The sequence below is a fragment of the Candidatus Colwellia aromaticivorans genome (assembly GCF_003333305.1).
GTDB classification, from domain to species: Bacteria; Pseudomonadota; Gammaproteobacteria; order Enterobacterales; family Alteromonadaceae; genus Colwellia; species Colwellia aromaticivorans.
On the sequence record NZ_QOLD01000060.1, the window covers coordinates 15,404 to 40,012 of the forward strand.

The 24,609-nt window shown below is 37.4% G+C and carries 21 protein-coding genes; 13 read left to right on the plus strand and 8 right to left on the minus strand.

Annotation, left to right across the window (positions count from 1 at the left end):
* Positions 1 to 308: 308 nt before the first annotated feature.
* From DWA31_RS09050 to DWA31_RS09075, 6 genes are all read right to left on the minus strand, one after another.
* Entirely contained in the window at positions 309 to 923 is a 615-nt protein-coding gene (locus tag DWA31_RS09050; RefSeq protein WP_114326274.1) for a flavin reductase family protein, read from the minus strand.
* 11 nt (positions 924 to 934) lie between these two features.
* Positions 935 to 1,393, minus strand: coding sequence for a DUF3291 domain-containing protein (locus DWA31_RS09055; protein WP_114326275.1), 459 nt, complete (start codon positions 1,391 to 1,393; stop codon positions 935 to 937).
* A 28-nt stretch (positions 1,394 to 1,421) separates the two neighbouring features.
* Positions 1,422 to 2,342, minus strand: a complete 921-nt coding sequence (gluQRS, locus tag DWA31_RS09060) for a tRNA glutamyl-Q(34) synthetase GluQRS (RefSeq protein ID WP_114326303.1) — start codon at positions 2,340 to 2,342, stop codon at positions 1,422 to 1,424.
* 34 nt (positions 2,343 to 2,376) lie between these two features.
* On the minus strand, positions 2,377 to 2,823 hold the full coding sequence (gene dksA, locus DWA31_RS09065) for an RNA polymerase-binding protein DksA (protein WP_114326276.1): 447 nt from the start codon (positions 2,821 to 2,823) through the stop codon (positions 2,377 to 2,379).
* Positions 2,824 to 3,150: 327 nt separating this feature from the next.
* Positions 3,151 to 3,897, minus strand: a complete 747-nt coding sequence (sfsA, locus tag DWA31_RS09070) for a DNA/RNA nuclease SfsA (protein WP_114326277.1) — start codon at positions 3,895 to 3,897, stop codon at positions 3,151 to 3,153.
* Positions 3,898 to 4,233: 336 nt separating this feature from the next.
* Entirely contained in the window at positions 4,234 to 4,635 is a 402-nt protein-coding gene (locus tag DWA31_RS09075) for a hypothetical protein (RefSeq protein WP_114326278.1), read from the minus strand.
* Between the two features lie 360 nt (positions 4,636 to 4,995).
* Here DWA31_RS09075 and hrpB point away from each other — a divergent pair, with 360 nt between their 5' ends.
* From hrpB to DWA31_RS09125, 11 genes are all read left to right on the plus strand, one after another.
* Positions 4,996 to 7,572: an ATP-dependent helicase HrpB gene (hrpB, locus tag DWA31_RS09080; protein ID WP_114326279.1), complete on the plus strand. Its 2,577-nt coding sequence runs from the start codon at positions 4,996 to 4,998 to the stop codon at positions 7,570 to 7,572.
* Between the two features lie 14 nt (positions 7,573 to 7,586).
* Complete coding sequence (gene mrcB, locus DWA31_RS09085) at positions 7,587 to 9,935, plus strand: penicillin-binding protein 1B (RefSeq protein ID WP_114326280.1); 2,349 nt, start codon at positions 7,587 to 7,589, stop codon at positions 9,933 to 9,935.
* A 53-nt stretch (positions 9,936 to 9,988) separates the two neighbouring features.
* Positions 9,989 to 10,147, plus strand: a complete 159-nt coding sequence (locus DWA31_RS17195; protein WP_168427318.1) for a hypothetical protein — start codon at positions 9,989 to 9,991, stop codon at positions 10,145 to 10,147.
* Positions 10,148 to 10,174: 27 nt separating this feature from the next.
* Positions 10,175 to 10,480, plus strand: coding sequence for a YebG family protein (locus tag DWA31_RS09090; protein ID WP_114326281.1), 306 nt, complete (start codon positions 10,175 to 10,177; stop codon positions 10,478 to 10,480).
* 44 nt (positions 10,481 to 10,524) lie between these two features.
* A complete protein-coding gene (locus DWA31_RS09095) occupies positions 10,525 to 11,259 on the plus strand; it encodes a M48 family metallopeptidase (protein ID WP_245942565.1) in 735 nt (244 codons plus the stop codon).
* Positions 11,260 to 12,362: 1,103 nt separating this feature from the next.
* Entirely contained in the window at positions 12,363 to 14,849 is a 2,487-nt protein-coding gene (gene thrA / locus DWA31_RS09100) for a bifunctional aspartate kinase/homoserine dehydrogenase I (RefSeq protein WP_114326282.1), read from the plus strand.
* Entirely contained in the window at positions 14,849 to 15,871 is a 1,023-nt protein-coding gene (thrB, locus tag DWA31_RS09105) for a homoserine kinase (RefSeq protein ID WP_114326283.1), read from the plus strand. Before thrA ends, thrB begins: the two co-directional genes overlap by 1 nt.
* A 114-nt stretch (positions 15,872 to 15,985) precedes the next feature.
* Positions 15,986 to 17,290, plus strand: a complete 1,305-nt coding sequence (thrC, locus tag DWA31_RS09110; RefSeq protein ID WP_114326284.1) for a threonine synthase — start codon at positions 15,986 to 15,988, stop codon at positions 17,288 to 17,290.
* A gap of 24 nt (positions 17,291 to 17,314) precedes the next feature.
* Entirely contained in the window at positions 17,315 to 18,016 is a 702-nt protein-coding gene (ung, locus tag DWA31_RS09115) for a uracil-DNA glycosylase (protein WP_114326285.1), read from the plus strand.
* Positions 18,009 to 18,572, plus strand: a complete 564-nt coding sequence (locus DWA31_RS09120) for a DUF6942 family protein (protein ID WP_114326286.1) — start codon at positions 18,009 to 18,011, stop codon at positions 18,570 to 18,572. The genes ung and DWA31_RS09120 overlap by 8 nt, the downstream gene beginning before the upstream one ends.
* Before the next feature lies 1 nt (position 18,573).
* Positions 18,574 to 19,011 (plus strand): hypothetical protein, encoded by a 438-nt coding sequence (locus DWA31_RS09125; protein ID WP_114326287.1) that lies wholly within the window; start codon positions 18,574 to 18,576, stop codon positions 19,009 to 19,011.
* 2 nt (positions 19,012 to 19,013) lie between these two features.
* On the opposite strand, the gene DWA31_RS09130 is transcribed toward DWA31_RS09125, so the two are convergent.
* A complete protein-coding gene (locus DWA31_RS09130; RefSeq protein ID WP_114326288.1) occupies positions 19,014 to 19,976 on the minus strand; it encodes a D-2-hydroxyacid dehydrogenase in 963 nt (320 codons plus the stop codon).
* A gap of 50 nt (positions 19,977 to 20,026) precedes the next feature.
* Complete coding sequence (locus DWA31_RS09135; protein ID WP_114326289.1) at positions 20,027 to 21,232, minus strand: NnrS family protein; 1,206 nt, start codon at positions 21,230 to 21,232, stop codon at positions 20,027 to 20,029.
* A 554-nt stretch (positions 21,233 to 21,786) separates the two neighbouring features.
* Here DWA31_RS09135 and iscX point away from each other — a divergent pair.
* Both iscX and DWA31_RS09150 read left to right on the plus strand, forming a co-directional pair.
* On the plus strand, positions 21,787 to 21,996 hold the full coding sequence (gene iscX, locus DWA31_RS09140) for a Fe-S cluster assembly protein IscX (protein WP_114326290.1): 210 nt from the start codon (positions 21,787 to 21,789) through the stop codon (positions 21,994 to 21,996).
* Between the two features lie 426 nt (positions 21,997 to 22,422).
* Positions 22,423 to 24,111 (plus strand): NAD-dependent malic enzyme, encoded by a 1,689-nt coding sequence (locus tag DWA31_RS09150; protein ID WP_114326292.1) that lies wholly within the window; start codon positions 22,423 to 22,425, stop codon positions 24,109 to 24,111.
* Positions 24,112 to 24,609 lie beyond the last annotated feature (498 nt).

Genomic DNA, 24,609 nt, shown 5'->3' on the forward strand with positions numbered 1-24,609 from the left:
AAACTCATAACGTCAGGGTCTTTGTAGGACGCTATGTTGTTACCAGAAATAATAAAATTATCTTTATAAATCATCATTCTGTCATTAATGAAGTTAAGGAGTATATAATTATCAAAGACGCCATTCAGGTATTGATTTTTCATTGACGTTATACCAATGCCAGTAAGTTAGTGATCAAATATTAATGAGGATAAATTTTCAAGAACAAGGCGCTTGATTGAGCAATAGCTGGCTATTGGGATTGAAAGCAACGATGTTATTGGAGGTTTAGGCCATTTAGAATGATCATATATTTATTGGTATTGGTATTATTTAGGCCTAGCCATACTAAACGGCTTGTTGATTGTGGCGAACTCGCCACCGCCTAAGCGTGCTAAGGGTTTAACTTTATCGGCATGCACTTTTATTCTTTGTTTTTCATCAAGTTCAATCACGTTATCGTTGATATATATTTGTTTAACTTCAACAAAAATTAAGCTTTGCGGCACATCACCAAGTTCTTTTATTTCATAAAGCTCGCAACCATAAGCAATGTCACAATTGGCTAGCCTTGGTAGCGAAAAATTTTCAAAAGCAACCGTTTTTAAGGCAGACTTAGTTAACTCTGATTCACCATGAGCTAAGGTTTCTGCTGTTTGGGTGACGACAGCTGCATTTTGTTCTGAGGCAATATGTATCACCATTTTCTTATTGTTAACGACATTAACTAGCGTATCTTTTTTATCTCCATTAGGCTTGTTTCCAACGGAAATCATCAAAATAGGTGGAGCGCTTGATACCGCTGTAAAATAAGAAAAAGGCGCTAAATTGAATTGACCATTACTTGAGTCGGTTAACGCCCAAGCAATAGGTCTTGGAATAATTGTTTGCGTCATTAAATGGTAACGCTGGTTCGGAGAAAACTCGGAAAAGTTAAGATTCATATCAGGCTCTTTTATAATTTATATTCATTCGCTTCAGTTGAACTAAAGTTACTTTTAAAAGTAAAGGCATAAGGAGAATCGGTATTATCACGTAAATAGTTTAATCGTGCGATACCTTCTTCAATGCTAGGGGTACAGCCCTGAGGAACCCACCAGAGTACATAGCTGTCTAGTGCTATATTATCAAACCATTCGCTTTTACGGCGTAAAAAATCACGGTGATGTGTTCTAAACATAAAGTTTTTCAGCGCATCAACTGATGCCCAAGTTGACATATTGACGATAATATTTGGATCTGAAAAAGCATGGATACTCGTTGCATCGCCATTTTCGTCTTGTAAACGCCAGATAAAGCCTTCAGTGTCTTCAGCTAATTGATTAACTGGTATTAAGTTGTCAACAAACTCTTTTAATTCAGCTGAATCTAACGGGTATTTAGCTTTGGCAATATTAAGTTGTACAAGATGCATATTTTTCTCCGTCCTGTTTATCTTAAATTTATTCGATATTGATTTCTTTAACTTTAGTCACCTTATCTCGTGACCAATGATTAATCGCCCAACAGATAATATCATCAACGTTTTCATTCACCAGCTTTGGATCAGGTGCTTGCCCTAAAAAGATTAATGCAGCGATTAATGCCGGTTGTGGATTGTTATTATTAATACTAGGGGCTTTATTTTGTTTACTTAGTTTATAGCCATTAGTTGTTACCGCTAATGGTACATGTCCATATTCTGGTGCAGGGCTATTTAATGTGGCGAATAGCGTTAATTGTCTTGCGGTTGGTTCAAGTAAATCACAACCGCGAATAACATGGTTAATATTTTGGTAAATATCATCAACAACGACGGCAAGTTGATAAGCAAATAATCCATCTTTACGATGAATGATGAAATCTTCTTTGGCTAATGCTTGCTGACAATCTACTTTTCCTTGAAAAACATCATTAAATTGATAAAGACCATATTGGTTGATTAAGCGAATAGCACTGTTGTATTTAGAGTGGTTTAGTGTTCGGCAATGACCTTGATAAATTCCGCCAAGCGTTTTAATTTCTGCTCGAGTGCACTGACAATAATAACTGCGATTTTGCTGCTGTAAATCGCTTAGTGTGTCTTGATAAATTTCTGACTGTTGGCTTTGATAAAGTACCGATTCATCCCAATGTAAACCGAAAGCTTCAAGGGTTGTTAAAATAGCCGAGCTAGCACCCACTTGTTCGCGAGGAGGATCAATGTCTTCTATACGTACCAACCATTTTCCTGAATTTCCGTTAGCACTAACAAAAGATTTAGCATCTAAGAAACTAGCAAGAGCGGCGATTAAAGAACCAAAATGGAGTAATCCAGAAGGAGATGGAGCAAAACGACCACGGTAAGCATTGATGCTTGGAAACTGTGGTCGCTCAGAGGGCAGAGTACTGTGTAGTGATGCTTGGTTAGTCAACGACTTAGCCAGCCATTTGACGCTCTTTAATTTCTGCTAAGGTTTTACATTCAATACAAAGATCGGCAGTAGGTCTTGCTTCTAAACGGCGAATGCCAATTTCGATACCGCAAGATTTACAAAAGCCAAAATCATCTTCTTCAATTAATTGTAATGTTTTTTCGATTTTTTTGATGAGTTTACGTTCACGATCTCGAGTACGTAACTCAAGACTAAACTCTTCTTCTTGTGCTGCTCTATCAACCGGATCAGGAAAGTTTGCAGCTTCATCTTGCATATGAGTCACGGTGCGATCTACTTCTTCACGAAGTTGTACACGCCATGCATCTAAAATCTTTTTAAAATGTTCTTGCTGGGGGGTATCCATATATTCTTCGTTAGCTTTTTCTTGATATGGCTCTACGCCAGCTAACGCTAATATACCTAATGTTTTGCCTTTGCTTGTTGGCATGCTGAATCTCCTAATACTACAAAGACCAAGGTTGTTTGATGAAAACACCAGTTAACTATTTTACCTTGGTTGTAATTGCCAATACTATTATATAATAGACCTAAAATATCAGAACTATATGGTATCACTCGTGATAAAAATCAATGCTTTGGATTAATTAAGTTAAAATAAAAAATAATTAGCTTAATATCAGAGAGTTACTGACTCTAAAACATTAATTGCCCAGTCTTTATCTTTGACTTTTTAATCGAGCAAGCTTTTTTAGCAATTTTTACTAGGGTTAGTCAATCATTATCTCATTTTTTAGTGGTAATTAATAATTAAAATTTATTGGTTATTTACTGAGATGCTTTTAGTTAGCTGTACTTCTAGTTGGTTTGAGATTAACTGAAAATTAGCTTTGTATGCAATAACTTCAACATTTGCCGCTTGTGCTGCTGTTAATAATTGGCTGTATTTTTCATCAATATGGCTAGCAGCACAAACCTTATTGATGCCGCTGTGTAGTATAGCAAAAAATAACACTGTACGAGTGCCTTGGTGACTCAAGGTGGTTAATTCACGTAAATGTTTTTGTCCTCTAACTGTTACCGCATCAGGGAAAAAGCCTTGACCTTCCGTTTTCTGTTTTGTTGTTTGCCCAAGTAAAGTGACACTTTTAACCTCGATATAAGCGTCTTTTTTTGTTGGATTTGCAGTACGTTGGCTTAAATAAATATCTATTTTAGAGTTTTCATTTCCATATTTAACTTCACGTTTAAGGTTTTTGTAACCGATTAATTCGCTAATTAATTCAGTCTTAATTGCTTCTTCTACAAGCTGGTTAGCGCGCATAGTGTTAACGCAAATAAAATGATTGTCCTTGGTTTGTGTTAACTCCCAACTAAAGGGGTACTTACGTTTAGGATTGGTTGAGGTGCTATACCAAATAGTATCACCAGGCTCTGCACATCCCGTCATAGTGCCCGTGTTAGCTACATGTAATGTTGTTTCAGTTCCATCTTCTAACGTAATATCTGCAAGGAATCGCTTATAACGTTTAATTAACGTTGCTTTTTTTAAATTAATTTTCATTGGATAGAATACGTCATCAGTTTTTTCACTTTACGTTGTGAAATATTGAAATGCCAATTTCTGTTAATGTACATATCTGACATTAGCAATTAACGGTGAAAATTGAGTATGGATTATATTTTATATCGATAATACATAGTGTCAGCAATAAACTGAATAAATAATACATGGCTAAAATAAGTTAACAGCATGTTTTTTGGCAGGTTATCTTTGTCATTAATTATTATTTTGTTTATTTTTATACATTCGTTGGAAGGCTAATGCCATCTTTACCCGTTAAGTTACTCTACGGGCTTTGGGTAGATTTTCGATATAGCCTTGTGTTAACACTAGCGTTTAATTAATAAAACTATCTAACCAAATTTTAGCATTTTTAGTATCGCTAAAAAAATAAAATTGAACAGAACAACCTTGATAAATACGTTGTAGCTGCATCTGCAACGTGTCGGCATAGGCGCTATCAATTATAACGGCAGCAATGGCTACCATGCCATTTTCTACTCGATAATGGGTGGTTTCAATTAAATTTTGTTCAGTCTCAGGGGTAAACACACCATTACCTTTAAATGTGATGAGTGATGCCCATGGATTATTACGCATTTTCTGAGTAATAATTTTAATGTCATTATGATATTGTTTGCTGACAACATCATTGAAAGTGCCTTGCTCATCAATATCAATCAATAAAATATTATTTTGTTGTTCAAGACGGTAACTTCCATGTGTTGAATATTGCATGAGTGTTATCCCTTTGGCTAAATTTTATCTGACGTTATTGATAGCAAATTTTTTAGTGTTTGCCAAGTAAGCACATTTTATTTTATTTGCAAGTTTATATTTATTTAACTATTCATAAGGTTGCAACTGGTCGGTGCATTTTAATTTTTCTTGTATTAATGTAACGGTATATAGGTATTTTAAGCTCTATTCTTTATAGTAAAAAATTCATGTTATTCCCATCCTAGTGTCTCTTCGAAGTATCGTTCTCATTGTTTAGTAAAGTTTTTAGCTATTTTTTAACTTGGTTAACCCTTAAAGCGTAAAATTGTTATAATAGCCGTTATTATTTTTCTATTGCTCTTCTACTGTTTAGCTTTTATGTCAGCATTAACTCCCTTGCCTATTGAGGCAATTAAAACTCATTTTTGTCAAGCATTAACAGAACACCCTACGGTAATTTTGTCTGCGCCACCAGGGGCGGGAAAATCTACTTGTTTACCTTTATGGTTACTTAATCTAGAGGTATTAACAGAGCAAAAAATATATTTATTGCAGCCGCGCCGTCTTGCCGTTAAAAATATTGCGACTTATCTTGCAAATAAATTAAATGAGCCGGTGGGGGAAACGGTTGGCTATCGTTTGCGTAATGAAACAAAAGTATCTAAAAATACTCGCTTAGAGGTCATCACTGAAGGCATTTTAACGCAAATAATTCAACATGATGCTGAGCTCAGTAACTGTGCATTAGTTGTGTTTGATGAATTTCATGAGCGTAGTTTACAGGGGGATTTAGCGTTTGCTTTAACGCGTGATATTCAGCAAGGTTTACGTGAAGATTTAAAGATACTATTGATGTCGGCAACCTTAGATACTGATTATTTACGCAAAGCATTGCCTGACGCTGTTACGGTTGCAAGTGAAGGAAGAAGTTACCCTGTTGATGTTACTTATAACGCCCCTATTAATGTTCAGCGCTGGCGTGTTCACGCGCTTAATGTTATTAAAAAACAAGCGTATGAGCATCATGGTTCCACGTTAGTTTTTCTACCTGGTGTTGCTGATATTCGTTTTATTACGCAAGCATTAAACTCAGATCTTATAGATGACTTATTACTTTGCCCTTTGTTTGGTGATTTAACTTTAAAACAACAACAACAAGCGATTGAACCTTGTCAGTCAGGGAAACGAAAGTTAGTGCTTGCGACGAATATTGCTGAAACATCTCTTACTATTGAAGGAGTTAGTTTAGTTATTGATTGTGGCTTAGAGAAAGTGGCTAGCTACGACAGTGCTAGTTTGATGAATAAACTTGTGCAAAAAAGAATTGCTAAAGCTTCTGCGATACAAAGAGCAGGGCGAGCGGGCCGTTTAATGGCAGGTAAGTGTATTCGTTTATATGCAAAAGATGATTTTGAACGCCGACCTGACCAAAGTGTCAATGACATTCAGCAAGCTGATTTACTACCTACGTTAATAGAAGTGGCACGATGGGGAGTGAACACTTTAGCTGATTTACCGTTATTAGAGCTGCCGACAACAGTTAAAGAGCAACAAGCATGGCAAGAGCTTAATAGTTTAGCCATTATTGATCAGCATAACCGATTAACTCAGCATGGTGAGCACGTAGCTCAATTACCTTGTCACCCTCGATTTGCTCACATGTTACTTTGTGCAAACACGGTAATAGCAAAAGAAATACCACGAGAGCATGTTCAACAACTCACTTTTCTCGCTTGTATGATTACTGCATTGTTAGAAGAGCGAGATATTTTGCCAAATGAACAGAGTCGATTTGATTGTAATCTTGAGCATAGAGTTAATCGGTTGCAATCCCAATGGCATAAACCTTACGGTGTGTTCGCGAATATAGTAAAACAAGTTAAAACCTTAGCACAAAGAATGAAATTAACAGGTCTTGATTCTCTAGCGAAAATGAATATGGGCTTAGATAAAACAGGTTTATTACTTGCCTATGCTTATCCAGAACGTGTCGCTAAAGCACGTGGAGCGCAAGGTGATTTTATTTGTGCTAATGGCAAAGGGGTTACTTTAAATGATCAAGATGCGTTAGCTGGAGAAGACTTTTTAGTGATTGCTGACTTAATGCAATCTCAAGGGGTTTTACAAGTTCGTTTGGCTGCTAGGCTTGACTTATTCCAAATAGAGCAGGTATTTTCTGATAAAATTATTACGCAAGAAATTGCCATATTTGATGATGCTAGTGGCAGAATAATTGCTCGTTCACAAACGAAATTAGCCTCACTTACATTGCAAGAAAAAATAAGTCAAAATACACTAACAAAGGCAAGTATCGCTAACATGTGGTGTGATCTCGTTAAACAAAAAGGTTTGGGTTTTCTTCATTGGCAAGAGAAAGACCTCGCATTAAAAGCTAGATGGCAATGGTTGAATCATTATTTTTCAAAATATAATTTACCCGATATTAGCGAAAAAGCACTATTAGATAGTTTATCTGATTGGTTTTCGCCTTTTGTTGGTGAAATTAAGTCAAGGGCTAAGTTAGCTAAAGTAGATTTATCAGCCATGTTGTTGTCTTTACTTGATTATCAACAACAGCAAATATTAAAACAAGCGGCGCCTAGTGTTTATATTGGCCCAACAGGACGTCATTGCCCTATTCGTTATTCAAAAGAAAAATCGCCTAAAGTATCACTACCTATGCAAGAGCTTTATGGCTCAACTCAAACACCTACTATAGGAAGTGTTAATAATAAGCAGAATAATAAAGACAGTATTCCATTATTATTAGAGTTATTATCACCAGCACAACGTCCTATTCAAGTGACACAAGACTTGGCGCAATTTTGGGCGGGTAGTTATCAAGCTGTGCAAAAAGATATGAAATCAAATTATCCAAGACACTTCTGGCCTGACGATCCTGCGAACGCTGAGCCAACCAATAAAACCAAGCGCCATTTAAAAATTAAAACCTAGGATTGCATCAATTTATGCCAACAAAGCACAAAACTGAAAAGTCGGTTAGTTCAAATAAAACGTGGTTGCGATGGCTGGCTTTTACCGCCTTAAAATTAGCCTTTGCACTTTCTTTTGCGTTAGCAATTTTCGTTATTTATCTAGATGCGAAAGTACAAAAAACCTTTGAAGGTCAGCGATGGCAAGTACCGGCACAAATTTATGGTCAAATAGAGTCACTGCGTACTGGCGATACTATTGATGTAAACCAGATCAAAAAATCACTGGTAATAAATGGCTATAGTAAAGTTAGGTCAGTGAATTTACCGGGACAGTTTGCCCAGTCGGCCCATCGATTGATTATTTATCGTCGCGCTTTTACTTTTCCTAATGTTGAACTCGATGTTACCGAAGACGTTAGTGAAGCTGTCCAATTAACGATTGATTTTACCGATAATAGAGTGAGTAAGTTATTTGTTGAGGGTAATGCTGTTGAACAAGTAAAGCTTGAGCCGATTTTATTGGCGAGATTAGTACCCGACAATAAGGAAGACCGTGTTTTAGTGGCATTAGAGCATATGCCCACGCTTTTACTGGATACATTATTATTGATTGAAGATCGTGACTTTTATCATCATCAAGGGGTTTCTCCGCTAGGTATTTTACGTGCCCTGTATAACAACATTGCTGCTGGTCGTACTGTCCAAGGTGGTAGCACTTTAACACAACAGCTTGTTAAGAATATGTTTTTGACGCGAGAAAGAACGCTGATTCGAAAAGTTAAAGAAGCAATCATGGCGTTAATTATTGAAGTGCGTTACAGCAAAGATCAGCTGCTTGAAGCATACATTAACGAAGTTTATCTAGGGCAACATTATGCGAATGGTATTTATGGATTTGGTTTAGCTTCAACATTTTATTTTGACAAGCCTTTAGCTGAGTTAAACAATGGGCAAATGGCACTTTTAGTTGCACAGGTAAAAGGCCCAAGTTATTACGACCCTTGGCGACACCCCGATAGGGCAAAGAAGCGTCGTGATTTGATTTTGCGTTTGATGTTTGAACAAAACTTGCTTTCTGTGCAAGAGTTTGAACAGACACTGGATTCGTCATTATCTATCCGTAAACATCGACGTTTTAGAACAGAGAAATATCCTGCTTTTCTACAATTAGTCAAACGAGAACTTAACCAGCATTTAAGCACTTATCAACAAAAAATGGGTATTCGGGTATTTACTGGCTTTTCTCATGTTTCTCAGCAGTTATTAGAAGAAAGTGTTGCTACTCAACTCGATCAACTAGAGAAATCACATCATCAAAAAGATTTACAAGCAGCAATGATCGTTACCGATATCGCGAGTGCTGAAATTCGTGCGCTTGTGGGTGATAGACAAAGTGGACTTGCAGGATTTAACCGTGCATTGGATGCTAAAAGGCCAGTAGGCTCTTTAATTAAACCTGCTATTTACTTGGCGGCGCTAGAGCGTTTTGAGCAATTTAATTTTGCTAGTTTGCTTGCTGATGAACCCATCACTTTAAGTAGTGATGCTGGTGACAATGGTCAAGGTAAAAAGTGGCAGCCTAAAAATTATGATGGTAAGTATCGTCACCAAGTACCATTAATTGATGGTTTAGTTAAATCTTTAAATATTCCAACAGTAAATTTAGGAATGAGTTTAGGGCTAGAAAATGTTGCTAATGCTATCCATTTACTCGGGTTTGAAGAAGATATTGTTACGCGTCCTTCCATATTACTTGGTGCTATTAATATGTCACCGATGCAAATTAATCAAATGTACTTAGCGATTGCGAACCAGGGTGAGTTAGAGCAAGTACACGCGATTAATAACGTTATTTCTTCTTATGGTGAAACGTTGTGGCAATTTGAACCAGTTGCTACAAAGGTTATCTCAACTGATGCCGCGTATCTTTTGGATTACGCTTTGATGCAAGTAGCGATAACTGGTACGGCAAAATCGCTTACATGGCGGTTGAAAAACAATAAAGTTGCAGGAAAAACAGGTACTAGCAATGATCTACGCGATAGTTGGTTTGTAGGTTTTGATGATAAAAACCTAGTGACTACTTGGTTGGGAAAAGATAATAACAAACCAACAGGGTTAACAGGCAGTAGCGGCGCATTATTGCTTTTTACTGAATTTATTAAAAAGCAGGGTGTAGTGAATAAAACCAATAAACAACCGGATACTATCGCCATGACGGTATTTGAAGCGCAAACGGGTAACGCGGTGACTTCAGATTGCGCTAATACAGCAACTTATCCTGCTATTGTAGCTGGAGTGACAGTAAACGAAAATTGTTTAAAAGAAAGAACAGATGGACAGTCTTGGTTGGAAAAATTATTTAGCTTTACCAAAAGCTAAAGTTATTTATTAAAAATCAGCATAAGCACTGATAATACCGCTAAGAGTGCTCTATGATTCATACAGACGAAACTATCGGTATAATCGCTTGGTCTTGGGTTGAAATATTGAAAGTAGTAGATAATTTTGACTTAAAACAAAAGTGCACTGGTATTATATACAGTTCAATGTTTGTTGTGCTATTGTATCCTGGTAAGTTGAAATATTTTTAAGTTCACAAATATAATTAAGGAATAATAATGGCAGTTGAAAGTCGATTTGTCGTCATTAGACATGGGGTGGAGGCAAAAACATTTATGGATAAGAAATCAGCAGATGATTATGACAAAATGTTGGATATGGCTGATAATTTGGCCGATGTTTTTGCAAAATCACCCATAGATCTCAGTGATGCCGCCAGTGAAGAATTGAGTATTTATTTAGCTCAACATCGAGATGAAGTGTTAATCGCTTTACTCGCGAAAAAACCGCCACCAAAAACACCAGCAAAAAAAGCCACTAAAAAATCTGTTGAAAAAGAGACAGAGAAGGCTTCTACTAAGTAAAGTGATGAAAGCTAACTTGATGTTTTTTTTAATGGGTATTGTTTGTGAGTGACGTGATTGAATACCAAGTTGTCCGTAGTCACCGCAAAACACTTTCATTGCAAGTTAGGCATGGCCAAGTGTTCGTCCGAGCGCCTTATTCTGTGGATGAAAAGTTCATTAGTACGTTCATTCACAAAAAATTAGCTTGGCTAAAATCCAAAATTGCACAACAGAATCAAACGAATGATTTTTGCTGCGACTTTAGCCAAGGCTCAACGCTGTTTCTATTTGGGAAATTAGTCACCTTACAAATCATTTTTGACAAACAAGCGCGTACTGTATTAACTGACGGTATTGATAACAAACAAGTATTAACTATAGTGCTTGCTGAGCGTAATCAAAAAAAATTGAGCGATAAGGGGCTATTAGCTACAGCGGTTAAAACACAAATTGAAAAATATTTTAAACAGCAAGCGGAAGAGGTTATTCCACTGAAAGTTGAAACATATTCTCAATTAACGTCATTAAACCCTTCAAGTATAAAAATAAGAAAATACCGTGCTAGATGGGGAAGCTGTAATAACCGTGGTGAATTAAGCTTTAACTATTTATTAATGATGTTGCCTACTTATGTGATTGATTATGTCATTGTCCATGAGCTATGCCACCTAGAACATTTAAATCATTCAAAAGAATTTTGGCAACTTGTTGCTAAGTATTTCCCCCACTACGTCGAAGCTAAACAATGGATAAAAGAAAATCAGTCCGCTTTACTATGGCGGCTATCATCCGATTAAATAGCCTCCAGTTTAGCTGAGGTCGGTTACATTTATCGACAATTAGTTAACCATTTGTTTCAACCCTCATTTCAGTTTTTGTTAATATCCTTATCGTTTTATAATTGCCAAACTACTCATCGAGTAAATTGGTTTTGAATTAATTAATATTACGAACTCAATGAGAATAAATTGGTCTTATACCAAATGAAATAATGAATGAGTCAATTCAGAGCTGTGTCAGGGAAGTTAGAACAAGCAAAATTTGTGCGTATATAGTCGCTCTATATCAAACAAATTTGTGACGTTATCACTTTCCTGACAAGCTCCCAAGGGCGAGTTTAAAAGGTATATATGCTGCGTTATTGATTTTGACAAGGAAATAACCATTATCTTCAATCAATGCCTTGCCTCTACACCTTTTAATTCTCGCTGAATGATCTATTCATTACTTCAATTGGTATTATTAATAAGTAGCACAAAAATATCTTGTAAATCTATAGAGAGTAAGTATTAACATACTCATTGAAAACTAACCATTAATTGACGCTATTGATAACTATTAAGGAAAGGTCTTTATGATGAAAATCAACATTTATGGGATTAAAATGACATTTATCTATATCGCCTCAACATTACTTTCTGTTGCCTGCTTTTATTTAGTTGTCGGCAATTAAGTGCCATAGATAAACTAAAAGATAAAATATTATTATTTAATAGACTTTTAAAAATCGCTATTATGGCGTTTTATGTATAATTTATAACTTTTTATTCTCTTTTGTAAGTATGAATAAAGGTTGACAGGCGCTGTTAAATCAGGCATTTTACTCTCCATGAATATTACCGATCAGCACATTACCATTATTACCACCACCCGAATTCAGATGGCGGTCGCTGGCTAACGTGTAAAAAAATAATTTTATCGAAGCCCGTGACCTGCAAAGGTGACGGGCTTTTTTTATGTTCAAAATAATACCAATTGAAATAATGAATTCAATTGGTATAAATAGTCGCTCACGATCATATGACGTTACATAAAGTAACGTCATAGACAATATAGAATACATATTGTCTTGGTGTGAAAAAGTGAGCAATTGTTAATTATAAATAAAGTAGGAAAATTAATGCGTGTACTTAAATTTGGTGGCTCATCATTGGCTTCAGCTGAGCGTTTTCGTCAAGTGGCCGACATCATCACAGATAAAAGCCAATCGTCAAAAGTTGCCGTAGTCGTTTCGGCGCCACAAGGTGTGACAAATCATTTAGTGGCAATGGCTGAGAATATCAGTGACGAAGCAAAAATGGTTACAGATCTTAATCACTTTAAACGCGCTATTACCACCATTATTGAAGACTTATCCGCGAGTTTACCTGAATTTAATTCACAACACTGTGAGCAAGCCCTTACCAACTATGAGCAACAGCTTCAGCGGTATATGCAAGGCATATCAATGTTGACTTATTGTCCTGATCATATTCGTGCTCGCATTATTAGTACTGGTGAGCGGTTAAGCGTTGCTATTCTTGATTCGGTACTACAGTCATCAGGTTTACAAGTATCATTATTAGTACCAGAGAGATTCCTCTTTACTACTGAGTCATCATTGAATGCAGTAGCCGACTTGGTGCTTTCTAAAGAAAAGTTTATCGGCGAATATGACAAACTTAATCAAGTGTCGTTAATGCCTGGCTTTATTGGTATGAGTGTCAGTAAAAACGGTGGTGAAGGGCAAATAACTACTTTAGGACGCAATGGCTCTGATTATTCTGCGGCAGTATTAGCGGTATGTATGCAAGCGGAATGTTGTGAAATTTGGACGGATGTTGATGGCGTTTATAATGCTGATCCTCGCATGATTAAAGAAGCCAAACTACTTGATTACTTGTCGTATCAAGAAGCCATGGAGTTATCTTATTTTGGTGCTAGCGTGTTACACCCGAAAACTATTGGTCCAATCGCGCAGTATCATATTCCTTGTCTGATTAAAAATACGAGTAATCCATCGGCTCCAGGTACGCTTATTTCTAATGAGAATGATCAACAAAAACGTGTTAAAGCTATCTCTAATCTTGATGATTTAACGATGGTTAATGTGTCAGGCCCTGGTATGAAAGGGATGGTGGGTATGGCAAGCAGAGTTTTTGCTACCATGAGCCGTGAAAATATTTCTTTAGTCTTAATTAGTCAATCATCAAGTGAATATTGTATTAGTTTTTGCATTTATTCTAGCGACGCATTACGTGCAGAGCAAAGTTTAAAAGAAGAGTTTGAATTAGAGCTACTTAATGGTTTGCTTGAGCCAATCGCCTTAAAAGGCGAGTTATCAATTGTTTCGTTGGTTGGTGATGGTATGCATCATCAACGTGGTGTGGCGGCTAAATTCTTTAGTTCGTTAGCCCAAGCAAGAGTTAACGTGGTTGCTATTGCGCAAGATTCATCAGAGCGTAGTATCTCTGTGGTCATTGAACAACGCAAATGTACCGATGCAATGAAAATTAGCCATCAAAACTTTTTCTCTCATAAGCCTACAATTGATGTGTTCTTAGTCGGTTGTGGTGTTGTTGGTAGTGAATTAATTGCCCAAATCTCTCGTCAGCAAGCAAGTCTTAAAGAGCAAAACATTGCCTTAACTGTTTACGGTATTGCTAACTCTAAAGGGATGGTTTTTGATAAAGCCGGTATTGATTTAGATAATTGGCAAGCAGCGATGGAAAAAGGTGCTGATAATAAACAAGCCCTAGAAGTCAATGTTGACAATATCAAAGCATTTGTACGTGATAATCATTTAGTTAATCCAGTGTTAGTTGATTCAACATCTAATGAAGCGTTAGCAATGAGCTACGTTGGCTATTTGGCTGAAGGTTTCCATGTGGTAACACCGAATAAAAAAGCGAATACAGATTCATGGAAGTATTACAAAGAATTACGCAGCACTGCACAAAAAACCAATAGACGCTTTTTATATGAAACGACAGTTGGCGCAGGTTTACCGGTAATTGATACCTTGCAAAGTTTAATTAAAGCAGGCGATCAACTTCAGCGTTTTGAAGGGGTATTATCAGGCTCATTATCTTATATTTTTGGTAAGCTAGATGAAGGTATGGCGTTGTCAGCGGCAACGGCAATAGCCAAAGAAAACGGCTTTACTGAGCCAGATCCCCGTGATGATTTAAGCGGTATGGATGTGGCGCGTAAGTTGTTGATTATGGCGCGTGAAGCGGGTATGCAATTAGAATTGTCTGATATAACTATTGAGTCAGTATTGCCGAATGATTTTGATGACAGCGGTGATGTAAATGAATTTATGACTAATTTAACTAAGATAGACGGTGATTTTAGTGCTCGTATTGCTGCCGCGAATGCTGAAGGTAAAGTTTTACGTTATATCGGTAATATTGTTGATGGTAAATGCCAAGTGTCTATTGAGGCAGTTGATAGCGCTCACCCACTGTACAGTATCAAAGATGGCGAAAATGCTTTAGCTATTCATAGTCGTTATTATCAACCATTACCGTTTGTTTTACGTGGCTATGGCGCTGGTGCTGCTGTTACCGCCGCAGGTGTTTTTGGTGATATTTTAAGAACACTCGCTTGGGAGCAACAGCACTAATGACAACCGATACCGTTACGACTAGCGAGTGTTCTAGCCGTGAATCAACCCAAGAACAATGTGTGTCAGTATTTGCCCCCGCTTCAATTGGTAACGTTAGTGTTGGCTTTGATGTGTTAGGTTTAGCTGTTAAGCCCATTGATGGCACCTTATTGGGTGATGTCGTTACTGTGGAAAAAGCCGTTAAATTTGCTGATGAAGACAGCTTAGTTGTTATCGGTGCTTTTGCCGATAAACTGCCAAGTAACAAAGAAGACAATATTGTTTGGTCTTGTTTACAATTATTTAATGAAGCATTAGTTCAAGCTAAGCAGCAGATCAGTAAAGTAAAACTTACTTTAGATAAAAAAATGCCAGTAGGTAGTGGTTTAGGCTCAAGTGCTTGTTCTGTCGTGGCTGCTTTAGTGGGCTTAAATGCCTTTTATGCTAAGTATAACCACTTTAGCTTTGATGAGAAAACTGTCCTTAAAATGACAGGGCAAATGGAAGCACAAATTAGTGGTAGCTTACACTACGATAACGTTGCTCCTTGTTATTTAGGTGGCTTGCAGCTAATGGTACCAGATAGCGAAATTATTAGTCGGGCTTTACCGGGCTTTAGTGATTGTTATTATGTAATGGCTTACCCTGGTATTGAAGTGTCAACTAAAGCCGCTCGTGACGTATTACCAACAAGTTATAGCCGTGCAGATGTGATAAGCTATGGTCAAAATTTAGCAACCTTTGTTGATGCTTGTTATCGCCAAGATAAAGCACAAGCTTTTTCGGTATTAACGGATGTAGTCGCGGAACCTTACAGAACCAATTTATTACCTAGATACCAGCAAGCACATGATTATTTAACCGCACAAGGCTGTTTAGCTGTTGGCATTTCTGGCTCTGGGCCTACGTTATTTTGTGTTTGCGACAACGAACAACAAGCGCAAGTATTTGCAACCTGGCTACAAGATAATTATCTACAGACAGAGTTAGGTTTTGTGCATGTTTGTTTAGTTGATGATGCTGGCGCAGTAGAGATATAAAAATCAAATACTATTGAGTTTGTTGTGTTTCGACAGGCTCAACATGAACGGTATACTCCGTTCATCCTGAGCTTGTCGAAGGGTAGATTCAAAAATTTAAAATGAGATATTAACGTGAAATTTTATAACTTAAAAGAAAATGACGAGCAAGTTAGTTTTGCTGGCGCAGTTAAACAAGGCCTAGGTAAAAACCAAGGGTTATTCTTCCCAGCGACGATGCCCAAAATTGATGATATTGACGCACTGTTAGCAATGCCGATGGTTGAGCGTAGTGTAAAAATATTACTTCCCTTTGTTGAAGAAGACTTAACTGAAAAAGAATTAACTGACATTGTAACGGATGCCTTTAATTTTCCTGCGCAAATGCAACCCATTACTAATGACCGAGCCATTTTAGAATTATTTCATGGTCCAACGTTAGCCTTTAAAGATTTTGGTGCACGTTTTATGGCGAAATGTTTGCAAGCTTTTGTTGCTAAAGACGCCAAAGCAAGCGGTCAAACAAAGCCATTAACCATTTTAACAGCTACGTCTGGTGATACGGGTGCTGCGGTTGCTCATGCTTTTCATGGTATTGATAATATCCGCGTGGTTATCATGTATCCCAAAGGCAAAATTTCTTTACTACAAGAAAAAATGTTCACTACCCTAGGTGGTAATATTGAAACGTTATGTGTTGAAGGTGACTTTGATGATTGCCAAGCATTAGTTAAGCAATCGTTTAGTGATAACGAATTAGCAACTACCATTGGTTTAAATTCAGCTAACTCAATTAATATCAGTCGTTTGCTCGCGCAAATTTGTTATTACTTTGAAGCAGTAGCGCAAATATCTCGTGCGAAGACCAATTTAGGGGATATCGTTTTCTCTATTCCAAGTGGTAATTTTGGTAACTTAACCGCGGGTTTATTTGCTAAAGCGATGGGCTTACCTATCAAACGCTTTATTGCGGCAACTAACCTTAACGATACGGTACCGCGTTATTTAGAAACAGGTGAGTGGACACCAAACACTACTGTTGCCACTATCTCGAATGCAATGGATGTGAGTAACCCAAATAACTGGCCGCGTGTTGAGCATATGCTTAAATCTGGCATTGTTGAAGAAGGCAGTGTGAGCTCAGTCTCTATTGATGAAGAGCAAACTCAATCTACAGTTATCCAGTTAAGTAAATTGGGTTATATCAGTGAGCCACATGCTGCTGTTGCTTATAAAGCGTTGCAATATAATGCTGTTGAAGGCGAGTTTGGCGTATTTTTAGGTACCGCACACCCGGCTAAGTTTAAAGATGTTGTTGAAAGTATTCTAGGCCAACCACTTGGTTTACCTAAAGAGTTAGCAGATTGTGCAGGCGAACCTATTTTATCAAAAGAGATGAGTAGTGAATTTGCTGATTTACGTGCATATTTATTAGCATAGTGTTTTCTTAATTAATAAAACCAAATGATACAATCTCACTGGCAACAGATAATTGAACAAGCGAAACAGCAAGATTACTATTGCCAGTTACAAGACGAAATCACTCAACAAAGAGCACAGGGCATTACTATCTTTCCTGAGGAGAAGGATGTCTTTAACGCGTTTGAGTTTTGCGATTTAGCCGAGGTAAAAGTGGTTGTTTTAGGGCAAGATCCTTACCATGGTGTAGGCAAAGGTGATTATTATCATCAGCCACAAGCACATGGTTTGGCATTTTCTGTCACGAACCACATCAAAGTGCCTCCATCCTTAGTTAATATTTATAAAGAGCTTAATACTGATGTTGAAGGCTTTCTCACGCCAACTCATGGCAACCTGACTTCATGGGCAGAGCAAGGTGTGCTACTACTTAATACCGTACTCACTGTACAGCAGGGTAAAGCTCATTCGCATGCAAAATTAGGCTGGGAACGTTTTACGGATGATGTCATTGCCCAAATAAATCTACATAATGCCGGCTGTGTTTTTATTTTATGGGGCGCTCATGCTCAAAAGAAAGGGCGTAATATAGATGACAGTAAACATCTAGTGCTAAATGGTCCACATCCCTCACCACTTTCAGCTTATCGTGGTTTTTTTGGCTGTCAGCATTTTTCTAAAGCTAATAATTGGCTACTAAAACATAATAAACCAGCCATAGATTGGCGTTTAACTAACGGTGAGTAATAGCGTTGTTGGGTTTGGTACAGATGATTACCAAGTAGCTGTATATATTGCTAACAGACCGCCTATTTATGAATACCAACAATTAGACCAATTAACTGCATTAACGACAGGTGAAATTACTCATATAGGCCAGCAGTGCGGTAATGGCTGGCGTAAGGTTTTTAATGTTTATGCGAAATTATTATATGCTTTAGATAAAGAGCAATTTAACTTTGCTAGCCTTGCCCCAACATGGCAACAATATCGTGATGATTTCTTACTGCAAACTCATTCCCAAACGTCACTCTTATTTAGTGCACCACAATTAAAGCCGTTAAAGCAGTTACAACCAATAAAGCAAAATACCAACCACAAAGCTGTACACATTATTATGGGTAAAACCTATGCTAAATCTTTAGTTAGAACAGGAGTGCTTAATATTGAGCTTACCTGGCTTAATAATGAATTTGCTATTAATCGTTCACAGCGGGTTATTGTTTGTCCTTATTTTGATTATCGTCAGTTATCGAATGTAAAAATTGAACGGTTGGCTGAATTAATAAAAGGGTTAAGTTAGCATGCTTATTCGACTAGTCATCACTAGTATTTTATTGCTAGCTTCAGCTTTTTTACAGGCAGATACTTTAAAGCCTTTTACCAGTGATGGCTGTAGTGCTTTTCCTGATGGAACCTTTGATCAAAAAAACTTATGGTTGGAATGTTGCCAACAGCATGATTATGATTATTGGCAAGGCGGTACATACCAACAGCGGCTTGTCTCTGACAAACAACTTAAGGCATGTGTTACACAGGTAGGTGAGCCAACCATCGCAGCATTGATGTTAGCTGGCGTAAGAGTTGGAGGAACACCTTATTTACCGACAAGTTTTAGGTGGGGTTATGGTTGGGGTCACCCTAGGTTATATGGCGCTCTATCTATCAAAGAACTAGCGCAAGTAGCAGAGCTTTCAACGCATTTACCTTTTGTTAAAGAGAAAATCCTTAAAAATAAATAATATTAGTTAGCAAGCTCAAGTCTATTTAACCGTTCTCCGTTTTTATAAGCAGCTATGTTTTTACTTAATAAATCAATCAGTCGTTGCTGCGCCTCACTACTTGCCCAAGCAATGTGAGCAGTAATTTTTAAGTTAGCTAGATTGGCATTTAATAAGGGATGATTAGCTGGTGGTGGCTCTTGCTCTAATACATCAAGCACGGCATAGGCTATTTGCTTCGTTGTTAATGCGACCAATAAATCAGTGCTATTAACTAACGCGCCACGAGCAGTATTGATTAGCATTGCTGTTGGTTTCATTTTAGCCAGTATATCGCGATTGATTAAGTTTTCAGTGTCCTTGGTTTGTGGGCAATGCAAACTGATAATATCGGCTTGTGTTATGACTTGATCAAAGCTAACTCGTCCTTGACGAATTTCGGGACTATTAATGCGTTCGCTGATTAAAATATTCATACCAAAGGCATCAGCGAGTTTAACCACTGCTTGACCTAAGTCGCCATAACCAATAATACCTAAAGTTTTTCCGGCAAGTTCTGTGATGGCATTGCCGTGATAACAAAAAGACTCACTTTTTTGCCAATACCCTTGCTCAGTATTAGTGTTGTGATGAGAAGTTTGTTGATAGTATGCTAATATTTGCGCCAGTACATATTGTGCGACAGATTGTCCGGCATAGCCGCTAACATTGGTCACGGCTATGCCCAATCTTGTTGCCGCGGATATATCAATATTATTGTAACCAGTAGCCGCAATGCAAATGAGTTTTAATGCCGGAAGTTTTGCTAACAACTCGGCAGTTAACAGCACTTTATTTGTGATGAGCAACTCTACGTTTTGACACCGCTCCAGTACTTGCTCTGGGGTGGTATTTGCATAACAGGTAAGTTCACTTACCTGTTGCTCAATTGCCGTAAAAGAGATATTCGAGCTAAAAGTTTGACTGTCTAAAAATACGGCTTTCATTGTTTTTCTCAGCATAGTTTAGCGAGTTGATATGCACTGTTAAAAAAGTACTACCCAGGCCTTCCATCTTTTCTAGCACTCATTAACATTGGCGCATAGGTAATAACAAATATACCAAAAGCGAATAACCAAAATGTACCACTGATATCGATAAATAATGCTGTTTTTTCTGGTGAAATCCAAGGGCCAAAAGCGCGAATCAATCCAGCTAAAGTAATAAATATATAAGCAGCCGTCATTGCTTTAGGTGGAGATAATGGACGTCCAGTATGGCCTAAAGAAACACGTGAAATCATCGCTAAAATTAATCCACCCATACCGCCCACGGTTAATAAATGCCACATATGGTTGCTGGGAACTTCAGGAATTAAGTAGCTAGCGCCTAAAATAATTAACCCATAAGCGATAAATTTAATCGCAAGATGGATAGACCATAGTAGAGGCACACCAAGGGTTATCCAAGGACGCCATCTTAACCAGCGCATGGTTTGAAATATGCCAGCAACAATTAAAATGATACCAAAAAATTGATGAGAAAAGCCAATGATAGGCTCCAGCATTAATGAAAACATAACGATGCCCAGGCTGCCATTAGTTGCCTTGTCTAACCAAGGTAATGGTATTGCTTTGCTTGTTTTAGTGCCATTAGCCGTAAACATTGGCGTTACTCGACCCGCCATTACCGACATTAATAGCGTCACTAGCATCACTCCAGTATATCCGGCAAAGGCAACGTTAAACGTTTCTGGATAGTATATGGCTAAATGCATTTCTAAATTCGCAACTGTAAATAACAACAATATAGGGACAAAAAATAAATTACGGTATTGTTTTATGGCGATAAGTGGCTTAGCTAATACATAAGCGACAGCGGGTAAAAAACTTAAGTCGATTATTGTTATTAGGGTGTCTGATAATATGTTTGGTATCAATAGCGCCATGCGCCCAGCGAACCAGAGGAAAAATAATACCAGTAAAGTAGTCCCTTGTGCGCCGCGTGCGCCTGTCCAGTTTTGTACCGCAGTAAGCAAAAATCCAGCAATAATGGCACCGCCAAACCCAAAAATCATTTCATGAATATGCCACCAATAACCACCACCTAATGGTAATAAATCAACTGCGCCTTTGTACATTAATAGCCAAAGGATAATAGCGACAATACTGAAAATTGCGCCGCTGAGAAAAAAGGGACGAAACCCTAGTCGTAATAAGGGGGTAATGTTTTGCTCTTTTTTTAAATCAGTAATTTGCATCATTTGTATCTTCTTTTTACCTAAAAATATTAACTCGGCTATTGTAATGAATCCTTTGTCAATTTTCGCGAAGTAGATCAATAAATACTGACATTATATTTTTGTATACGATTTAATTTCCGGTATTCTCGATGGAGGTATGGATAAATGATTTTATTATTGGATAATGCTACTGTTACTTTACTTTAAGATATGCACACTAATACCAATTACACTAACTAAGTGATCATTTTCAAATGGCTTAAATATCCAATAACATCGTTGCTTTCAATCCCAATAGCCAGCTATTACTCAATCAAGCGCCTTGTTCTTGAACATTTATTCTCATTGAATTTTGTAACCTTAATTAATGTAAATGGTATAACTCATTGCTAAAACGAATGTTGAGTAGTAAGCCAAGTTTATGAAAAAAGAGCCGTTAATTAATCAAATAAAACAGTGGTGGAGTACCGATTGCCCATTTTGTAAAAAGGCTAGATTGCTTTTACTTTGGCTTGTACTAATGTTAATAATAGATTATTTATGGTTTCATCTACTTTTTTAAATAGGACTATTGTATGGCATCACTGGGTTTAACATGGCTTGATTCCTTAGAAATTGCGCTTGATTTGATAGAGCAACATCCTGATGTTGATCCATTAACTTTGCATTTTACAGAGCTCAGACAATGGGTGCTTGAGCTTGAACGTTTCAATGATGATCCTCAACACTGTGGTGAGCGTGTGCTTGAGGCTATTCAATTAGCATGGATTAGCGAAATAGACTAAAGCTAACTCTTTGCTGCTTGGTAAATGTAATCTATACTCATGATACTTCAAAATGTCTGTTTCAGGACGCTTGAGCGACTCATGATCAAGGCGCTTGTTTTTATTAATGGTAGTTCAGGAGAATGTGCTCCTGCATTCTCTAATAAGCTACATCCATGTAGCGTCCTTAAAAAAAGGAGCAACGATGAGCGTGATTTGCTCATACGTCCCCGTAGGGCGAGTTTAAAAGGCTTATATGCGACGTTATTGATTTCGACAAGGAAACAATCATTCTCTTTAATCAATGCCTTGCCTCTAAGCCTTTTAATTCTCGCTGAAACGAGTATTTCGAGGTAACATGAGTATATACTCCACCTATGCATTCATGCATCAATCAAATATATTTTGATTATTCTGGTAATAATAAACAATAAAAGCAGCAATAAAATGACTCAAAGCAAGCGCCCTCTCTATATACCCTATTCTGGTCCAACGTTATTAGAAACACCCCTATTAAACAAAGGCAGTGCTTTTGATGAAAATGAACGTGTTCGTTTTAACTTAACCGGATTATTGCCACCAAGATTTGAAACTATTGATGAGCAAATTGCACGGGCATATCGTCAGTACAGTTGTTTTAATAACAATATCAATAAACATATCTACCTAAGAGCCATTCACGACAATAACGAAACCTTATTTTTTAAACTCGTACAAGCACACTTAGCCGAAATGATGCCAATTATTTATACGCCGACTGTTGGTGATGCCTGTGAACAATTCTCAGACATTTATCGCAGTTCACGCGGATTTTTTATTGCTTATGAAGATAGACATCAAATAGATGATATTTTACGTAATGCGACTAAAAACAAAATAAAAGTCATTGTAGTGACTGATGGCGAGCGTGTTTTAGGGCTGGGAGATCAGGGTATTGGTGGTATGGGAATTCCTATTGGAAAATTGTCTCTATACACTGCTTGTGGTGGTATTAGTCCCGCCTATACCCTACCATTCATGTTAGATGTTGGCACCAATAATCAAAAATTATTAGATGATCCTATGTACATGGGCGCCCGACATAAACGCATTGGACAAGCAGAGTATGATGAATTTCTTGATTTATTTATCAATGCGGTAAAACGTCGTTGGCCTCAAGTTATGCTGCAATTTGAAGATTTTGCTCAACCAAATGCCATGCCGCTTTTAACAAAATATCGCAATGAAATATGTTGCTTTAACGATGATATACAAGGAACTGCTGCTGTTACGGTTGGTACTTTGTTGGCGGCTAGTCGTAGTAAAGGCGTTAAATTATCACAATTAAAAGTTGCCTTTGTTGGTGCGGGCTCTGCTGGTTGTGGTATCGCCGAGCAAATAATCACCCAAATGATGTCAGAAGGACTTGCGCCATTAGAAGCGCGTAGCCAAGTGTTTATGGTAGATCGTTTTGGATTATTAACCCAAGGGATGGAAGATTTAAGAGATTTTCAACAAAAACTAGTACAAAATAAACTCGCGTTAAAGTCGTGGGACATTAAAGGGAAATATGCATCACTTTTAGAGGTAATGCATGGGGCGAAACCGGACATCCTTATTGGGGTTTCAGGTCAAGCAGGGATCTTTAGTGAAGACGTTATTAAGGCAATGAAACAGCATTGTACTACGCCTATTATACTTCCATTAAGTAATCCTTCAAGACAAGTTGAAGCGACGCCAAGCCAAGTCATTAATTGGACCGAAGGTAATGTGATTATTGCTACAGGTAGTCCATTTGAAGCCGTGGAATACCAAGGTAAAACGTTTCCTATTGCTCAATGTAATAATAGTTATATTTTTCCCGGTATTGGTCTTGGTGTTATTTCCGCTAATATTAGTCGTATTACCGATAAAATGCTGCAAGTTTCCAGTGAAATGTTAGCGGCGGCTTCACCTTTAGCTAACAGTGGTAAAGGTGAATTATTACCTCCATTAACAGGCATAGCACAGCTGAGTAAAGAGATTGCTTTTGCTATTGCTAAAGTAGCTTATGAGCAAGGTTTCGCATTGGAGCTAACTGATGATGAGTTGCTAGAAAAAATAGAGGAAAACTTTTGGCAACCTGAATACCGTCAATATCGTAGAACGAGCTTGTAATGGGTGTATATCGTTTACTAAGTAAACCCAGCTCTGCTTAAGCGGAGTTAGGGTTACTTAGTAATCGATAGAAATAAAAGTAAAGAGCTTATTTTCAAAGTAATAATAATGTTATCTTTACTGAGATGATTAACTATTGGTTTAGGTCGCTTAATTTGAAAGTAGGGCATCAACCCAACACGCTGCATATATGGTAGATTTAGGATCTGGCATAGCTAACGTAATCGCAATAATACCTGGCCCCTCACTTAATTGAATTTTTCAGTTGCTCCATGCGCACACTTAATAAATTGTATTAATGTTCCTCAGTTGTATCAATTTTAACTCGCAGTGAATCATGAAATATTTATCATTTTATGGCTACGACTAAAGTAGAGTAAAAACAAGAAAGATTTTATGTGAAGTTTAAATAATTATTCAACGGTTTATATTAGGTGTTTACTATTATTTCGTTTATAATCGCGCCAAAATTTGTAGATGCTAGCTTGTTGATTTGGT

Bases quoted from the DNA above. Each gene is read 5' to 3' on its own strand.
- DWA31_RS09050 (WP_114326274.1), bottom strand. From the start codon at position 923: ATGAATCTTAACTTTTCCGAGTTTTCTCCGAACCAGCGTTACCATTTA.
- DWA31_RS09055 (WP_114326275.1), bottom strand. From the start codon at position 1,393: ATGCATCTTGTACAACTTAATATTGCCAAAGCTAAATACCCGTTAGAT.
- dksA (WP_114326276.1), bottom strand. From the start codon at position 2,823: ATGCCAACAAGCAAAGGCAAAACATTAGGTATATTAGCGTTAGCTGGC.
- sfsA (WP_114326277.1), bottom strand. From the start codon at position 3,897: ATGAAAATTAATTTAAAAAAAGCAACGTTAATTAAACGTTATAAGCGA.
- DWA31_RS09075 (WP_114326278.1), bottom strand. From the start codon at position 4,635: ATGCAATATTCAACACATGGAAGTTACCGTCTTGAACAACAAAATAAT.
- hrpB (WP_114326279.1), top strand. From the start codon at position 4,996: ATGTCAGCATTAACTCCCTTGCCTATTGAGGCAATTAAAACTCATTTT.
- mrcB (WP_114326280.1), top strand. From the start codon at position 7,587: ATGCCAACAAAGCACAAAACTGAAAAGTCGGTTAGTTCAAATAAAACG.
- DWA31_RS17195 (WP_168427318.1), top strand. From the start codon at position 9,989: ATGATTCATACAGACGAAACTATCGGTATAATCGCTTGGTCTTGGGTT.
- DWA31_RS09090 (WP_114326281.1), top strand. From the start codon at position 10,175: ATGGCAGTTGAAAGTCGATTTGTCGTCATTAGACATGGGGTGGAGGCA.
- thrA (WP_114326282.1), top strand. From the start codon at position 12,363: ATGCGTGTACTTAAATTTGGTGGCTCATCATTGGCTTCAGCTGAGCGT.
- thrB (WP_114326283.1), top strand. From the start codon at position 14,849: ATGACAACCGATACCGTTACGACTAGCGAGTGTTCTAGCCGTGAATCA.
- ung (WP_114326285.1), top strand. From the start codon at position 17,315: ATGATACAATCTCACTGGCAACAGATAATTGAACAAGCGAAACAGCAA.
- DWA31_RS09125 (WP_114326287.1), top strand. From the start codon at position 18,574: ATGCTTATTCGACTAGTCATCACTAGTATTTTATTGCTAGCTTCAGCT.
- DWA31_RS09130 (WP_114326288.1), bottom strand. From the start codon at position 19,976: ATGAAAGCCGTATTTTTAGACAGTCAAACTTTTAGCTCGAATATCTCT.
- DWA31_RS09135 (WP_114326289.1), bottom strand. From the start codon at position 21,232: ATGATGCAAATTACTGATTTAAAAAAAGAGCAAAACATTACCCCCTTA.
- iscX (WP_114326290.1), top strand. From the start codon at position 21,787: ATGGCATCACTGGGTTTAACATGGCTTGATTCCTTAGAAATTGCGCTT.
- DWA31_RS09150 (WP_114326292.1), top strand. From the start codon at position 22,423: ATGACTCAAAGCAAGCGCCCTCTCTATATACCCTATTCTGGTCCAACG.